Below are 15,229 nucleotides of genomic sequence, written 5' to 3'. Positions count from 1 at the left end.
GGCGGATGGAGTGTTTCATCTGCCATACTTTTAGTGAATAAGGAAAAACAATGAAAAAAACAAGTATCGTTAGGAAACTGATGCTCGCCATCGCTATGCTTCCGTTAGCTGTTCAAACTGCGCAGGCTGAGGAATTTGGGTCTTTCGGCGCTCCGCCTAAAGGCTTCAAAGTCGGCTATCAAACCGCGCAAAATGGTGTGACATTGATAGAACTTGTGCCGCAGAAACAGACTGTGGAAGACTGGACGCAAATGGTCACGCTGCAATCCATGGCAGGTATGAAACCGGGTGTTGAGCAGTTTTTCGGCAATCTTTCAGCCTCATGGCAGAATGCCTGTCCGCAAAGTAGTGTCAACCCAATAACGGCAGGTGAAGAAAACGGCTATCCATTCGCTTTGGTGATGTTGTTTTGCGCCAACAATCCGCAAACCAGCAAACCTGAATTTACTTGGATAAAAGCCGTACAGGGTAACGAAGCTTTGTACGTGAAGCAATATGCTTTCCGTTACGAGCCGACGAAGGCCGAGTTGACCAATGCCGTCATGCATTTGCGCAATTTACGCGTCTGCGACAACAGCGCAGGACATCCTTGCAATAAAAAAGGAAAATAAGCATTTAAATATTTTCAGACGGCCTTACCGGTTTTGCTAAAGCGAAACGTAACAAGGCCGTCTGAAAATATATGGAGCAACACGTATTTATTTTCCGCGCTCGTATGCTTCGATTTCTCCGACTTTATGCGCATAGCTGCTGCTTGTGTCGTGGCGCAAATCCAACCAAATATCGACCAATGCCCAAGCGGCCGGCGCGGCAATCACGTTTTGCCCCATACATAAAACCTGCGCGTTATAGTTTTCCACCGAGCCGCGGACGGTGAGCAAATCATGTGCTGTCGCCGCCCGAATGCCGCGCACTTTATTGGCGGCGATTGCCGTGCCCACGCCGGTGCCGCAAATCAACAGCGCACGGTCGGCGCGTCCTGCCGCGACTTCTTCGGCTGCGGCAAACGAGAGTTGCGGATAGCTTCCTTCTGGCGAGGATAAATCGACCAAGCTGCTGACGCGCGTGTCGTTTTGCAGATGCGCTTTGAGCGCGTCTTTCAATATTGCGCCGTTGGCCGGCGCGGCAATAACCAAACGCATAAAAACTCCTTGAAGCATATAATAAACATTATTCAGCATACGCCCGCGCGTGATACGATTCAAGCCTGCAACGCAGAGAGCATGGCATGAGCAAAACCTACTTCACATCAGATTTACATTTCTCACATAAAAACATCGCCAAATTCTGCCCGCAATTTCGACCGTTTGACAATGTGGAAGAAATGGATGAATTTTTAATCCGGACGTGGAATGAAACCGTTACGCCTGAAGATACGGTGTACAACTTGGGCGATTTTTCCTTTGCCCACGACCATAAGCAGATAGAGCGCGTTTTGTCGCGTTTAAACGGGCAACATCACTTGATTTACGGCAATCATGATCATGTGATTCGGCAGCATGCCGATTTTTTCCGCAGCCAAACCAAGCATGACGGCCATCCGCTGCTGTCGTCCATACGGCCGTATATGAAACTCAAATTGCCGGAAATTAAGAATACGCTGGTTCTCTTTCACTATCCGATTCAGGAATGGGACGGCTGCTATCAAGGCTGGTATCACTTGTACGGGCATTTGCATGACAGGATGGCGGAAATCAAAGGGCGTGCTTTAAACGTCGGTTTCGATTTGCACGGCCGTTTTTTGACGGCAGAAGACGTCGATAAGTTTTTGTGCGAGTTGCCTAAAATTTCGTATTTTGGCGAAGCAGGGTTGAAGGCCAACTCGCCGGAAGAAGCGGCAGAGCTGGTGTCTTGGAAACTGGCGCAGTTAAATCAGGTATAATTTCAGACGGCCTTTGCGGATTTCCAGCAAAGGCCGTCTGAATATCAATTTCCCATTTTTGAGTGAGACATGGAAAACCTTTTGGCTTACTTACTACAAAAAATCAGCCTCCCCAATCAATCCGGCAAGGATAAGCCATGAGCGGCAAGCCTTTGAAGTATCCTGTTTCCGCTTTGGTCGTCTTGCATGATGAAGACGGCAATATCCTGCTGATTGAACGCACGGCGCCGCAAGGTTTTTGGCAGTCGGTTACCGGCAGCTTGGAAGAAGGCGAACGTATCGAAGAAACCGCATGGCGCGAAGTGTGGGAAGAAACCGGTATCCGCCTTGCAGACGAACAGCTGGAAAACTGGCACGACAGCACCGTTTATGAAATCTATCATCACTGGCGCCATCGCTATCCCAAAGGCGTTTTTGAAAACCGCGAACACATCTTCTCCGCCCAAATTCCGCGCGATACGCCCATTGTTCTGCAACCGGACGAACACGTTGCCTACGGTTGGTTTAGTGCGGAAGAAGCGGCGGAAAAAGTGTTTTCGCCTTCCAATAAACGCGCAATTTTAGAACTGGTCAAAAGGCTGAATGCCAAAAAGGCCGTCTGAATACGACAGTTTCACATTTTCAGACGGCCTCGGGTTTGTTATACTTTCGCCGTTTGACTCTCTTTAAAATCAAAGGAAACCATCATGGCAGACTTCAACAAAATCCTGACCCCGGGCGACGTGGACGGCGGCATCATCAACGTTGTCAACGAGATCCCGGCAGGCAGCAACCACAAAATCGAGTGGAACCGCAAACTGGCCGCCTTCCAACTCGACCGCGTTGAACCGGCAATTTTCGCCAAACCGACCAACTACGGCTTCATTCCGCAAACTTTGGACGAAGACGGCGACGAATTGGACGTATTGCTGGTTACCGAACAGCCTTTGGCAACCGGTATTTTCCTGGAAGCACGCGTTATCGGCGTGATGAAATTCGTTGACGACGGCGAAGTGGACGACAAAATCGTCTGCGTTCCGGCCGACGACCGCAACAACGGCAACGCCTACAAAACTTTGGCCGACTTGCCGCAACAACTGATCAAACAAATCGAGTTCCACTTCAACCACTACAAAGACCTGAAAAAAGCAGGTACCACTAAAGTTGAATCTTGGGGCGATGTGGAAGAAGCGAAACAAGTCATCAAAGAATCTATCGAACGTTGGAACAAACAAGCCTAATCAGTTTGTCCCGTACAATATCAAGGCCGTCTGAAAGCAAAGTTCAGACGGCCTTTTTATGTCTCAGCAGCCTATTAATTCTTCAAGAATTTTCAAACTGATATTTCAAATGAATCAATCATATTATTTTAAATAATTGTTTCTTAAAGTCAAAATTTCAGACGGCAGAGAATAGGTTTTTTAGATTGCAATTACAGCATCAGCCCCAAAACGCTTTTTCAAATCCTGCTACGCATTCCGGTGGCAGTTCCCGTTGTAGTAAATCATGCAGAGCAGAATATAATGCTGAAGGTATGTCACAGCTTTCTTCATCGTAAAACTCTCCGCCTGCTTTCCGCCATTCGCACTCAAAATCATAAATTGCCAATAAGGTTTGCATTAGTATTGCTATGGAAGGTGCGACAAGGCGGCGGTTTTCTATCGTACCGTAACCTGTTATCAGCCAATAAACAGGACTGTCGGGGGCGGCAGTATCGGCAAAAAGAATTGAATCGTCGAACATTATGCCAAATATCGCCCATTCTTCACGCCAGCCTTGTGTGGGCAGATATTGCTTGGTCTTCCTATCCCAACTGAAGGCCCAATCGTGCCAACTGTTGGGCAACTTGGGATAAGTTACCCAATGTAAAAACAGAGTTTCCATCTCCAGCCAATAATCGGCAAGCGGATTGTCGGAATGCCATGTACCGTCCATATGGCGGTAGAAATCTGCTAATGCACCCAAATGCAGATGACGGTTGTCTTCCAGAGGGGGCAGTTCTTGCAACGTTTCTGTATAGGGAAAACCAAAAGTTTGAGCGAAAGTGTGTATAAGGGAGTGAGACATAAAGTTTGCTTGCTGTATTTTTACGGTTTAAGCCCGTGGAAAATAATGGATTATAGTGGATTTAATTAGAATCGGGCTTGATGCAGGCTAATGATGTAAGCCATTTGTTTAATTTATTTCTAATCTGCCAACGTTCATCAGTCAGAACATAAATATAGTAAATTCAAATTAGCTATAGGTAAGTGCGGCATTTTACCAATATAACAAAATCGTCTTTAAAACAAACAAACCATTCTTTCCCATTTTCAGACGGCCTCATTAAAGTAACGCCTATACCAAAAATAAGGAGTACTTCAATGACTGCTACCACGACCGACCCGCGCGCTAAGCTGCCTGATACACCGCTTTCCGGCAACGAAGCCTTGAAAGAACGCAGCGATTATCTGCACGGCACCATTAAAGAAGAGTTGAAAGACGACTTTACCGGCGGCTTTACCGCCGACAACTTTCAACTTATCCGCTTCCACGGCATGTACGAACAGGACAACCGCGATATCCGTGCCGAGCGTACCGAACAAAAGCTTGAGCCTTTAAAAAACATGATGTTGCGTTGCCGTTTGCCCGGCGGCATCATTACGCCGAAACAGTGGCTGGGTATCGATAAATTTGCCGGTGAAAATACGATTTACGGCTCCATCCGCCTGACCAACCGCCAAACCTTCCAATACCACGGCATTCTGAAAACCGATTTAAAACAGGCACATCAGGCATTGCACAAACTGGGTCTGGATTCCATTGCCACAGCCAGCGATGTCAACCGTAATGTGTTGTGCACCAGTAATCCTGTACAAAGCACTTTGCACCAAGAAGCCTATGAATGGGCGGCGCGCATCAGTATGCACCTCCTGCCGCGCACCATGGCATATGCCGATGTATGGCTGGACGGTGAAAAAGTGTTCACGACCGAGCCGACCGAGCCGCGCAATAAAGAAATTGCCGACGACGTAGAGCCGATTTTGGGTAAAACCTATCTACCGCGCAAATTCAAAACTGCCGTTGTGATTCCGCCTGATAACGATGTGGACATTCATTCCAACGACTTAGGTTTTGTGGCGATTGCAGAAAACGGCAAGTTGGTGGGTTTCAATGTATTGGTCGGCGGCGGTTTATCCAGCGAACACGGCAATACCAAAACTTATCCCAATATTTCCTATGAATTCGGTTTCGTTCCGCTGGAATACACCCTCAACGCCGCAGAAGCCGTCGTCAGCACTCAGCGCGACTGGGGCAACCGCAGCGACCGCAAAGCAGCGCGTACACGCTATACGCTGCAACGCGTCGGCGTAGATGTGTTCAAAGAAGAAGTCGAAAGGCGCATGGGCATTAAATTTGACCCCATCCGCCCTTACGAATTCACCCACCGCGGCGACCATATCGGCTGGGTACAAGGACATGAAGGCAACTGGCATTTGACTTTGTTTATTGAAAACGGCCGCCTGCTTGATTATCCCGGCAGACCTTTGAAAACCGGCGTACGTGAAATTGCCAAAATCCATCCCGGCGACTTCCGTCTGACGGCCAACCAAAATCTGGTGGTTGCCAATGTACCGCCGGAATTAAAAGATACGATTGATAAAATCGCCAAAGATCATGGCCTTATCAGTAAATCGATTACCATCCAGCGTGAAAACTCCATGGCTTGCGTTGCCTTGCCGACTTGCCCGCTGGCGATGGCGGAGGCCGAACGCTTCCTGCCGACATTCTCCGATAAAATCGACGAAATGTTCGCCAAATACGGCTTGGAAGACGAATACATAGTTTTGCGCGTAACCGGTTGCCCGAATGGTTGCGGTCGCGCCATGCTGGCGGAAATCGGTTTGGTCGGCAAAGCCGTCGGCCGCTACAACCTTTACGCAGGCGGCAACCGAGAAGGCACACGCATCCCGCGCCTGTTTAAAGAAAATATTACCGAACCTGAAATCCTTGAAATTGTCGAAGGCTGGGTGGCCGATTGGGCGCAAAACCGACTCGATGATGAAGGCTTCGGCGATTTTGCCGTCCGCACCGGTATCGTCAAACCCGTATTGGACGCACCTCGCGATTTCTGGGCATAACGCATACAGACAGACCCACAAATCTGCAATAAGAAAATAGAGAAGGACTAAAGGCCGTCTGAAAACCAGTTATCCTGATTTTTCAGACGGCCTTTAATATTGCGCGTATTTATATCAAAGATGGAATATAAACCGAATCAGCGGCGGCGGCCAAAGCCTCGGCCCATGCTGGGGCGGCGATAGTTGGAAGGCTGACGCGTAGTTTCACGGTATCGTTGTTGCTGCTGGGCATTTTGTTGCTGGGCACGCAGGGTGCGTGTATTCAGCTGTTGGCTGGTGCGTCCGTTTGGACGTGCGCTTTGATAATAGTTGGCACGGGCTTGACGGGCAATCGGACTGTTTTGATTGCGTGCCTGTGTGAATTTATTGGCCAATGCGTTGCCGATAAATGCACCGGCTGCAGTACCTATCAAGCTTTGCAGCAGCCAGCTTCCGGTGGATTGGTCGTAGATGTATTGTTGGCCGTCTGTACCGGTTACCGGTTGGCCGTTGTTGCCGTTGGCTTGTGCCTCGGCAGGAATGGTGTCTTTCACGGCTTCAGGCATGAGCTGGTAAACCGTATTGTCTTCTTGTTGGCCTGCTTGTTGTGCCAACTGTTGTTGCAATGCTTCGATTTGTTTTTGTTGCTGCTCAAGCTGTGCCTGGGTATTGTCTTTGCAGGCAGCAAGGGCGAAAGTGGAAAGGGCGGCTAAGGCAATCAGTTTTTTCATTGTTTTTCCTGAGAGAAGTTTGTCTTTGCCGAGATTTCGGCGGAGTGTGTTTGCCTAATATTAAATCATTTCCCTGTTTTTCAAGTGGTTTTACAAAATAATATTGGAAAGTTGCGCGGCAAATGCACGGCTGTTGGCGGCCAGATTGCCCAGGGTAGGCATTTCGTGTTCGGTTTCGATAATCAGCAGGTTGGCAGGGCGGCGGGTGTGCAGGGACATTTGCATTTCAGCGGGAGAGAAGGGCATGTGATGGCGTTTGGCGAAGGCTTCGGCGCGTTTGTTGGCGGTTTTGAGCATGGGCAGCAGGGTAATGTCCAAATGGAAACGGCGTACGCCCAAAACCAAAATACGCGCCGCGAAGAAATCCGCTTCATCAGTAAAAACGCTGGGGCTGCTTTGATTGAAATCGTGACGTTCTGCGGCAATCAAAGTCGCGATGGTGCGTACTTGCGGAATTAAGGCTTCGCTGATGAGGCTGTCGGGCGTATCAGGCAAAGTGAGCGTGTTGGGCATGCTGTGGTGGCTGTTGCTGTCAACGACCATGCGGCAGGTGTGTAACATTTGAGTTTGGCTGTGGATTTTGGTTGAAGCGGTCATGGCTGTATTCCTTATTTCTTAAAAATGGGTGGATTTAAGCGGCCATGGTGGGTATAAAAAAAGCCGCTCAAATGAGGCGGCTCTGATTTGCGTATTTTCAATTTGGTCTGTTTCAGACAAGCGCAAAAAAGTACCGCACGTTTGTGTGGTACCAATAGAAGAAAGTAGCGGAGCATTGCGCGGTTTGCATGATGAAAATACGTCTTTAATGTATAAAAGTATGGAACGTAGTTTAAAACAAGAAGGCCAGTAATTTCAATATCCAATCGACAAAACCCACCAATAAATCTACAAGTTGTTGTAATCCTTCCAATTTATTTTCTTTCGAGTGAGTCAAATTTGCACAATTATAATGCAAGACAAGATAAATTGATAACAATCCGAGCAAGTTCCTTAAAAAGGCCGTCTGAAATCCAGCTTTCAGACGGCCTTTATTTTTGTTTATTCAATCAATAAACGTCGCGTTGGTAGCGTTTGTCTTCGCGCAGGTCGTTGAGGTAGTCTTCGGCTTCGTCGCGGCTGAGTTTGCCTTGGGTTTCGATGACTTCGATCAGGGCGTTTTCGACATCGCGCGCCATGCGTGCGGCGTCGCCGCAGACGTAGATGTGTGCGCCTTGTTGCAGCCAGTTCCAAACTTCGGCGGCGCGTTCGGCGATTTTGTGTTGGACATAGACTTTGTGTTCGCCTTGGCGGCTCCATGCGAGGTCGGCGCGGGTGAGGAGGCCGTCTTTGCGCCAATCGCTCCATTCGAGTTGGTAGAGGAAGTCGTCAGCCAGGCGTTGGTTGCCGAAGAAGAGCCAGTTTTTGCCGCTGTCGCCATTGGCGGCGCGTTGTTGCATGAAGGAGCGGAAGGGGGCGACGCCTGTGCCTGCGCCGATCATGATGATGGGGGTGTCGCCGTTTTGTGGTAGGCGGAAGTTGGGGTTGGGTTCGACAAAGACGCGGACTTCGCTGCCTTCTTCGAGGCGTTCGCCCAAGTAGCCGGATGCTGCGCCGGTGTAGGTGTGGTCGTGGTGGTCGAAACGGACGATGCCGATGGTGAGGTGGACTTCTTCGCCGACTTCGTCTTGTGCGGAGGCGATGGAGTAAAGGCGCGGGGTTTGTGGGCGGAAGAGGCTGTATAGGGTTTGTGCGTCCAGTGGGTGCGGATAGGCTGCGAATACGCCGACGGGCGGTGTGGCGGCGAGGTAGGCGTCCAGTTGGGCTTTATCTGCGGCTATGGTTTTGAGTGCTTCGTTGTTTGTTAATTCGGCGTATTGTTGGACGAATGCCGGTGTGTTTTGGGTGATGTCTGCGGATTCGGTCAGGGCGGTGCGGATGTCGGTTTCGCGGCCGTCTGAAAGTTGGACGGTTTCATTGCCGTTCAGTTGGTTGAGGTCGAGGATTTCTTGAACGAGATCGCCGGCATTTAGTGGCCATACGCCGAGTGCGTCCCCCGCCTGATAATGCAAACCTGAGCCGCTGAGGTCGATTTCGATGTGTTCGACGTCTTTTTCTGCGGTGCGTGAGGTGATTTTTTGGCGCACGGAGAGGGTGGCTGTGTAGGGGTTTTCTTTGGTGTATGCGGTGCCGCTGCTTGGGGTGGCCGGGCTGTGTGCTGCGGTGTTTGCACTAGGGCTTGCTGCTTGGGCGGTCAATTCGGCTACTTTGGGTACGACGGCGGCTACCCATGCGTCGGCATTTGCTTGGAACTCTAAGTCGCAAATGCCCAAGTCGTTCAGACGGCCTGCGCCCAGTTCGGCAAATTTGGCATCAAAGTCTTTGCCTGCTTGGCAGAAGTTTGGATAGGAGGAGTCGCCAAGTCCTAAGACGGCAAAGGTGAGTTTGCTGAGGTCGGGTTTCTTTTTGCCGTAGATGAATTTGTATAGGGGTAGGGCTTCTTCGGGCGGTTCGCCTTCGCCTTGGGTGGAGGTAACCAAAAGGACGATGTCTTCGTCGGGCAGGGTTTTGCTTTTGAAATCGCCTGCGCTGCTGAGGCGGGCTTCTACGCCGGCGGCTTGAAGTTTGGCGTGTAAGGATTCGGCAACGCTGCGTGCGTTGCCGGTTTGGGAGGCGGAAAGGACTAATACGCGGCGGCTGACTGCCGAGACGGCTGCTTGCAGGATAGTCGGTTCGGCTGCTGCGCCGGATACGCCTTGGCTTTGTGCCCAGCAATAGCCGGAGAGCCAGGCAAGTTGGGTGGGGGATAGGGCGGAGAGTTGGGCGGAGAGTTCGGCAGGCAGTGGATTGGCTTGGCTCATTTTGTTTCCTTTGTTGGGACGGCTATAGCCGATTGTTTGAATAATGAACAGTCGCTACTTTAAACAGGCCGTCTGAAAAAAGGAAAGAATGCTTGGTTTTAATTTAAGATGATTTCGTTATATTCGGAATATAAGAAGGCCGTCTTGGTTTCAGACGGCCTTTGCGGTTTTTTAATGACTGGAAAGTTTCATGACGATTACGCCTGAAATAATTAAGAATGCGCCGAGCCAGCGGCCGAAGTTGGCGGCATCGTTGAAAAAGGCTACGCCTACTAAAAATGCGCCTGCCGCGCCTATGCCTGTCCAAACGGCATAGGCCGTCCCCATCGGTATGTTTTTTTGGGCGAGGAATAGAAAAAATCCGCTGCCGACAATGCAGGCCAAGGCGGCAGCAATACCCTGCCAACGGTAGCCTTCTTGTTGTGCCAATTTCAGCCCCAAGGGCCAGCCGATTTCCAGTATTCCGGCTAAGATTAAATAAAACCAACTCATAATATGTCCTGATGGTGTGTTAAGGTTTCAGACGGCCTTGGAAAGATTGTTTTCTTCCGAGAGTTCAACGCGTTGTCCGATATCTTTTAGATTGGAGTATTGTTCGACCAAGCGCGGTACATCGTCCAAGCTCATTGCAAACATCCATAAATAAGTGCTGACGGAATAGATATGGCCGGCACTGCCATAGCCTTTAAGCGTCATGTGTATAAAGGCAAAGCCGAACAATACGCTCATCGCCATACCGATACTGAGATAGCCTAAGGCTTCGCGGTTGGAAATCAGCACGCGTAGTTTGGCAACCCAGCCGTAGTGGCGGTAGAGCTGATGCTCGTTGCCGTCGCGGATAAGGTGGTTGTCGCGTTCAAGCCGGTTGTTTAAACGGAAATATAGGTTTTCGCTGATGGCGGCAAAACGCGGCAGCAACCATAAAAACAGGGCAAGTATCGCAACAGCCAATACGCCCACCCAAAATTCCAATATCAGCAACATCATACATGCACCGAAGATGGAGACCAGCGAAGTAGCAGCGATGGGCAGGTGTTCTTCAAAGAAACTGACAAACTCACGCGATAGGGCGACGCGTGCAGTAATGGCGGAATGCGGTACTTCTCGTTTGCGCTGTTCCAAGACAACCGGGACGGCTATTTCAGTATAGATCTGGGTAAATGTGCGCGTATCGGCTATCCTGCGGGCGGCACCGATTATCCACATCAATAAAACCACCACACCATACAACATTGCCTGCCAGACGTTGCCTTCCATAACGGCATTAATCGCCCAGCCGCCAAACACGGGATATACCAGCAAGAGCAGATTATCCAAGCCGACGAGAGAGAAGGTTGTGATGAGTTTGCGGCGGTGTGTTTGACCGATGTGTTTCAACATTTTCCACATGGTTGCCCTCCTTTATTTAGTATTGAGGGTTTGCGCCATTAATTCGGTCAACGCGTCCAAATCGGCAAACAGTCGGGCTGCACGTTTTTCACCGAAGGCGGTAAAAATTCGTTTGCTGAATTCCTGCATGTTTTGCACCAATGGTGCGGCGGATTCTTTGCCTTGCTCGGTCAGCGACAATAAGCGTTCGCGTTTGTCTTGTTCGCTTTCGTGAAATGTCAGCAAGCCTTGTTCCGCCAGCGTTTTGCATGTGCCGGAAACGGTTTGCTTGGGCAGGCTCCATTCTTCGCCTATGTATTTTTGAGTGCGGCTGCCTTCGGTGGCTAAGGTATAGAGAACGGCGAAGGTATTGTAGTTGGTGTTTTGCTGTTTAATCCATTGGTCAAATGCGCTGTCTATATGGCTGATGCGCATACCGAGTTGGTCGAGCTGATTCATAAATTGGTCTCTATATTGACTAATCGGATGAGGATTATAGTCATGTTTAGGACTAATTGCAAATAGAGGGCCATCTGAAACAATCATTTTCAGACGGCCTTGAAACCGTTAAAATAATTAATGTAGAAACGATATATTCAAACTACGATAAACCTAATAACATCTTCGACACATACGCCATGATTCATTTCTTATCTCAAAACATCTCCCCTAAACAAGCCACTGCCATCGGGCTGCTTGCCGTTGCTTTGTGGAGCTTTGTCATTTCTCTGATACGCTCTTTGAGCCTGCATATGGGGGCAGTGGGCGGCGCGGCAATGATGTACACCCTGTCCACCGTATTGATTTGGCTGATTTTCGGCCGGCCGCATTTGCGCAATTACAACCGCAGCTATCTGTTTTGGGCGAGTGTGTTTTTTGTCGGCTGCGAACTGTGTTTGTCGCTCTCGGTCGGTTTTGCGCAAAACGCGAGACAGGCGGTGGAAATCGGCATGGTCAATTATTTGTGGCCGACGTTTACCATCGTCGGAGCGGTATATTTCAACAAACAGCCGTCAAAATGGTGGATAGTCATCGGCTTTGTGCTGTCGTTTTTAGGGATTGCCACTGTATTGGGCGGCGATGTCGGCTTGTCGGTTTCTGGTATTTACCACAATGTCCGCACCAATCCCGGCGGCTATATCATGGCATTTACGGACGCGGTGTTTTGGGCAGCATATTGTACGCTGACGGCGCGCGTGAAAGCAGAGGGTAGCAGCGTCGGCTTCTTCTTTGCGCTGGTGTCGATACTGTTGTGGATCGAATACTTTCTCAGCGGCGCGAATACGTTGAATTTTGATGCCGTATCGCTCGGCTATGCCGTTGCCGCCGCAGCTTGCATGGGTTTGGGCTATGCAGTATGGAATATCGGTATTTCACGTGGCAACCTGACCGTATTGGCAGGCGCATCTTATTTCATTCCAGTGTTGTCTGCGGTGGTGTCATCGTTTGTGATTCGCGCACCGTTGTCCATGACGTTTTGGCAGGGAGCGGGAATGGTATGCTTAGGGTCGATTGTGTGTTGGTTAGCGACCCGGGGAAAACAGATGGCGTGAGGCAATATCCCATAGCTTTGCGATATAACGAAAACAGCTTTTTTAACAACCAAACATTCTTTCCCATTTTCAGACGGCCTGTTTAAAGTAGCAGTCAGTTTGAGAAATCACGAGAAATGGGAAAGAATCATGACCGCAGCTTCCGCTCCGCTTTTGCGCTTCATTACCGCCGGCAGTGTCGATGACGGCAAATCCACCCTCATCGGCCGCCTGCTCTACGACAGCAAAACCTTACTGACCGACCAGCTTGACAAGCTCAACCGCGCTGCTGAAAACGGCGAAACGCCCGACTTCGCCAGCCTGACAGACGGCCTTGCCGCCGAGCGCGAACAAGGCATTACCATTGACGTGGCCTACCGTTATTTCGCCACGCCCAAACGCAAATTCATCATTGCCGATACGCCGGGACATGAGCAATACACGCGCAATATGGTTACCGGCGCATCGACTGCCGATGCCGCCATTATTTTGGTTGATGCCACACGCGTTGATTTTTCAGGCAGCGAGCCAGTCCTACTGCCCCAAACCAAACGCCACAGCGCGATTCTGAAACTTTTGGGCTGCCCCAACATCATTGTCGCCGTCAACAAACTCGACCTGCTCGACTTTGACGAAGCCAAATATCAAGCCATTATCGAGGCCTACCGCAAACTGGCGGAACAAATCGGCCTCAAAGCACACATCCACTTCCTGCCCATCAGCGCATTAAAAGGCGACAATATCGTCAATGCCAGCAGCCAAACCCCGTGGTATCAAGGTTTACCGCTTTTGCCTTTGCTTGAAAGCCTGCCTGTCAACCGTCAAAATGCCGCTGACCAAGCCGTGCACTTTCCCGTACAACGCGTGGCGCGCCAAGACGGCAGCAGCAGCGACGACTTCCGCGGTTATCAAGGCAGATTGGAAGCAGGCCGTCTGAAAGTGGGCGATGAAGTCAAAGTTTTGCCCAGCGGCCATGTTGCCAAAGTTGCCGAAATCTATAATGCCAACGGTAAAACCGAATCTGCCGAGGCAGGGGAAGTGTTGACTGTCGTTTTGGATACCGATATCGATATTTCACGCGGCAACAGCATTGTTTCAGCCGACAGCGCCATTGTTCCCGAACAACAATTTCAAGCCGCGCTTTGCTGGTTTGACGATATTCCGCTCAATCTGCGCCGCAAATATTTGCTGAAGCACACTACCCAAACTACGCCCGTAAAAATCAGCGAAATTGCCTACGTTTGGGACGTCAATACCCTCAGCCGGGTCGAATCTGCCGAAACGCTCAAGCTCAACGACATCGGCAGCGTCAGCCTCAAAACCCAGCAACCGCTCGCTGCTGCCGCATACGAAGACAATCATGCCCAAGGCGCGTTTATTTTGATTGACGAAGCCACCAATCATACTGTCGCGGCAGGCATGATACGCAAAGTCAGCGAAACAAACAGTTTTGAAATTTAAAAGAAAAGTTGAAATAAAAGAAGGCCGTCTGAAGTTTCAGACGGCCTGTTATTTTATCCAAGTCGGAAATGCTTATGCGCCGTAAACCGGATATTTATTGCACAAAGCAGTCACTTGTTCGCGGACTTTGGCGAGGTTGGCTTCGTCTTCAGGATTGGCCAATACGTCGGCAACCAAGTTTGCCAATACGCGCGCGTCGGCTTCGTTAAAGCCGCGTGTGGTCATGGCGGCGGAGCCGATGCGGATGCCAGAGGTAACGAATGGTTTTTCCGGATCATTCGGGATGGCGTTTTTGTTGACGGTAATGTGAGCCTTGCCCAAAGCGGCTTCGGCGGCTTTGCCGGTGATTTTCATCGGTTGCAGGTCAACGAGGAAAACGTGGCTTTCTGTACGGCCGGATACGATGCGCAAACCGCGTTTAACCAACTCTTCCGCCATGGCGACAGCATTGATTTTCACTTGTTTTGCGTATTCTTTGAACTCAGGTTGCAACGCTTCTTTAAACGCTACGGCTTTGGCGGCGATAACGTGCATCAACGGACCGCCTTGCAGGCTTGGGAAGATGGCAGAGTTCAGCGCTTTTTCGTGGGTATTGTCACGGCACAAAATCACACCGCCGCGAGGGCCGCGCAGGGTTTTGTGGGTGGTGGTGGTGACGAAGTCGCAGAATGGCACGGGGTTAGGATATTCGCCGCCGGCAATCAGGCCGGCATAGTGCGCCATGTCGACAAAGAGGTACGCGCCGACTTTATCGGCGATTTCACGGAATTTTGCCCAGTCTATTTGCAACGCGTAGGCAGATGCACCAGCCACAATCATTTTAGGTTTGTGTTCAAGAGCCAAACGTTCTACTTCGGCATAATCGAGAACTTCGTTTTCATCCAAACCATAAGTAATGGCGTTGTAGAGTTTGCCGGAGATGTTAACGCTTGCGCCGTGGGTCAAGTGGCCGCCGTGTGCCAGAGACATGCCCAAAATGGTGTCGCCCGGTTTCAAAACTGAAGCATATACGGCTTGGTTGGCTTGGGAGCCGGAGTGCGGTTGAACGTTGGCATAGGCGGCGTTAAACAGTTCTTTTACGCGGTCAATCGCTAATTGTTCAACAATATCAACGTGTTCACAGCCACCATAGTAGCGTTTGCCAGGATAGCCTTCAGCGTATTTGTTGGTCAATTGCGAACCTTGGGCTTCCATAACGGCACAGCTGACGTAGTTTTCAGAGGCGATCAGCTCGACGTGGTCTTGCTGGCGCTTGTCTTCTTGGGCGATGGCTGCTGCCAAATCGGGGTCATATTGTGCGAGGGTAACGCTTTTTGAAAACATGTTCTCGATTCCTTTG

16 protein-coding genes are annotated in these 15,229 nt (G+C 50.2%); 7 read left to right on the top strand and 9 right to left on the bottom strand.

Annotated elements, in window-relative coordinates; genetic code table 11:
• The first annotated feature begins 50 nt into the window (after positions 1–50).
• Complete coding sequence (locus HMPREF2711_RS01685) at positions 51–611, top strand: hypothetical protein (protein WP_003746257.1); 561 nt, start codon at positions 51–53, stop codon at positions 609–611.
• Between the two features lie 87 nt (positions 612–698).
• Here HMPREF2711_RS01685 and HMPREF2711_RS01680 read toward each other — a convergent pair whose 3' ends face one another.
• Complete coding sequence (locus HMPREF2711_RS01680; protein WP_003746259.1) at positions 699–1,142, bottom strand: RpiB/LacA/LacB family sugar-phosphate isomerase; 444 nt, start codon at positions 1,140–1,142, stop codon at positions 699–701.
• A gap of 86 nt (positions 1,143–1,228) precedes the next feature.
• Between HMPREF2711_RS01680 and HMPREF2711_RS01675 the strand changes: the two genes are divergently transcribed.
• From HMPREF2711_RS01675 to HMPREF2711_RS01665, 3 genes are all read left to right on the top strand, one after another.
• Positions 1,229–1,882, top strand: a complete 654-nt coding sequence (locus tag HMPREF2711_RS01675) for a phosphoesterase (RefSeq protein WP_070615326.1) — start codon at positions 1,229–1,231, stop codon at positions 1,880–1,882.
• A 137-nt stretch (positions 1,883–2,019) separates the two neighbouring features.
• Positions 2,020–2,484 (top strand): dihydroneopterin triphosphate diphosphatase, encoded by a 465-nt coding sequence (nudB, locus tag HMPREF2711_RS01670; protein WP_070615323.1) that lies wholly within the window; start codon positions 2,020–2,022, stop codon positions 2,482–2,484.
• A gap of 84 nt (positions 2,485–2,568) precedes the next feature.
• On the top strand, positions 2,569–3,102 hold the full coding sequence (locus HMPREF2711_RS01665; protein WP_003678634.1) for an inorganic diphosphatase: 534 nt from the start codon (positions 2,569–2,571) through the stop codon (positions 3,100–3,102).
• A gap of 199 nt (positions 3,103–3,301) precedes the next feature.
• Here HMPREF2711_RS01665 and HMPREF2711_RS01660 read toward each other — a convergent pair whose 3' ends face one another.
• Complete coding sequence (locus tag HMPREF2711_RS01660; RefSeq protein ID WP_070615320.1) at positions 3,302–3,928, bottom strand: hypothetical protein; 627 nt, start codon at positions 3,926–3,928, stop codon at positions 3,302–3,304.
• A 296-nt stretch (positions 3,929–4,224) separates the two neighbouring features.
• Between HMPREF2711_RS01660 and cysI the strand changes: the two genes are divergently transcribed.
• Positions 4,225–5,982 carry an assimilatory sulfite reductase (NADPH) hemoprotein subunit gene (gene cysI / locus HMPREF2711_RS01655; protein WP_003746268.1) on the top strand — a complete coding sequence of 586 codons (1,758 nt, stop codon included), beginning with the start codon at positions 4,225–4,227 and terminating at the stop codon, positions 5,980–5,982.
• 137 nt (positions 5,983–6,119) lie between these two features.
• Here the strand turns inward: cysI and HMPREF2711_RS01650 are convergent, their stop codons facing one another.
• The 6 genes from HMPREF2711_RS01650 to HMPREF2711_RS01625 all read right to left on the bottom strand — a co-directional run bounded on the left by HMPREF2711_RS01650 (position 6,120) and on the right by HMPREF2711_RS01625 (position 11,356).
• Positions 6,120–6,692 carry a hypothetical protein gene (locus HMPREF2711_RS01650; protein WP_003746269.1) on the bottom strand — a complete coding sequence of 191 codons (573 nt, stop codon included), beginning with the start codon at positions 6,690–6,692 and terminating at the stop codon, positions 6,120–6,122.
• Between the two features lie 90 nt (positions 6,693–6,782).
• Positions 6,783–7,289, bottom strand: coding sequence for a hypothetical protein (locus HMPREF2711_RS01645; RefSeq protein ID WP_003746272.1), 507 nt, complete (start codon positions 7,287–7,289; stop codon positions 6,783–6,785).
• 449 nt (positions 7,290–7,738) lie between these two features.
• Entirely contained in the window at positions 7,739–9,529 is a 1,791-nt protein-coding gene (locus tag HMPREF2711_RS01640; RefSeq protein ID WP_003746273.1) for an assimilatory sulfite reductase (NADPH) flavoprotein subunit, read from the bottom strand.
• A gap of 171 nt (positions 9,530–9,700) precedes the next feature.
• Entirely contained in the window at positions 9,701–10,021 is a 321-nt protein-coding gene (locus HMPREF2711_RS01635; protein WP_003746275.1) for a DMT family transporter, read from the bottom strand.
• A 27-nt stretch (positions 10,022–10,048) separates the two neighbouring features.
• Positions 10,049–10,918: an ABC transporter six-transmembrane domain-containing protein gene (locus HMPREF2711_RS01630; protein WP_003746276.1), complete on the bottom strand. Its 870-nt coding sequence runs from the start codon at positions 10,916–10,918 to the stop codon at positions 10,049–10,051.
• A gap of 12 nt (positions 10,919–10,930) precedes the next feature.
• Positions 10,931–11,356 carry a MarR family winged helix-turn-helix transcriptional regulator gene (locus tag HMPREF2711_RS01625; RefSeq protein WP_003746278.1) on the bottom strand — a complete coding sequence of 142 codons (426 nt, stop codon included), beginning with the start codon at positions 11,354–11,356 and terminating at the stop codon, positions 10,931–10,933.
• 179 nt (positions 11,357–11,535) lie between these two features.
• On the opposite strand from HMPREF2711_RS01625, the gene yddG reads away from it, so the two are divergent.
• A complete protein-coding gene (yddG, locus tag HMPREF2711_RS01620; RefSeq protein ID WP_003746280.1) occupies positions 11,536–12,450 on the top strand; it encodes an aromatic amino acid DMT transporter YddG in 915 nt (304 codons plus the stop codon).
• Positions 12,451–12,579: 129 nt separating this feature from the next.
• Positions 12,580–13,890 (top strand): sulfate adenylyltransferase subunit 1, encoded by a 1,311-nt coding sequence (locus HMPREF2711_RS01615; protein ID WP_003746282.1) that lies wholly within the window; start codon positions 12,580–12,582, stop codon positions 13,888–13,890.
• A gap of 72 nt (positions 13,891–13,962) precedes the next feature.
• On the opposite strand, the gene glyA is transcribed toward HMPREF2711_RS01615, so the two are convergent.
• Positions 13,963–15,213 (bottom strand): serine hydroxymethyltransferase, encoded by a 1,251-nt coding sequence (gene glyA / locus HMPREF2711_RS01610; protein ID WP_070615317.1) that lies wholly within the window; start codon positions 15,211–15,213, stop codon positions 13,963–13,965.
• Positions 15,214–15,229 lie beyond the last annotated feature (16 nt).

Source organism: Neisseria sp. HMSC070A01, from assembly GCF_001810165.1.
GTDB lineage: Bacteria > Pseudomonadota > Gammaproteobacteria > Burkholderiales > Neisseriaceae > Neisseria.
This window is presented reverse-complemented; position numbering and strand designations above follow the sequence as displayed.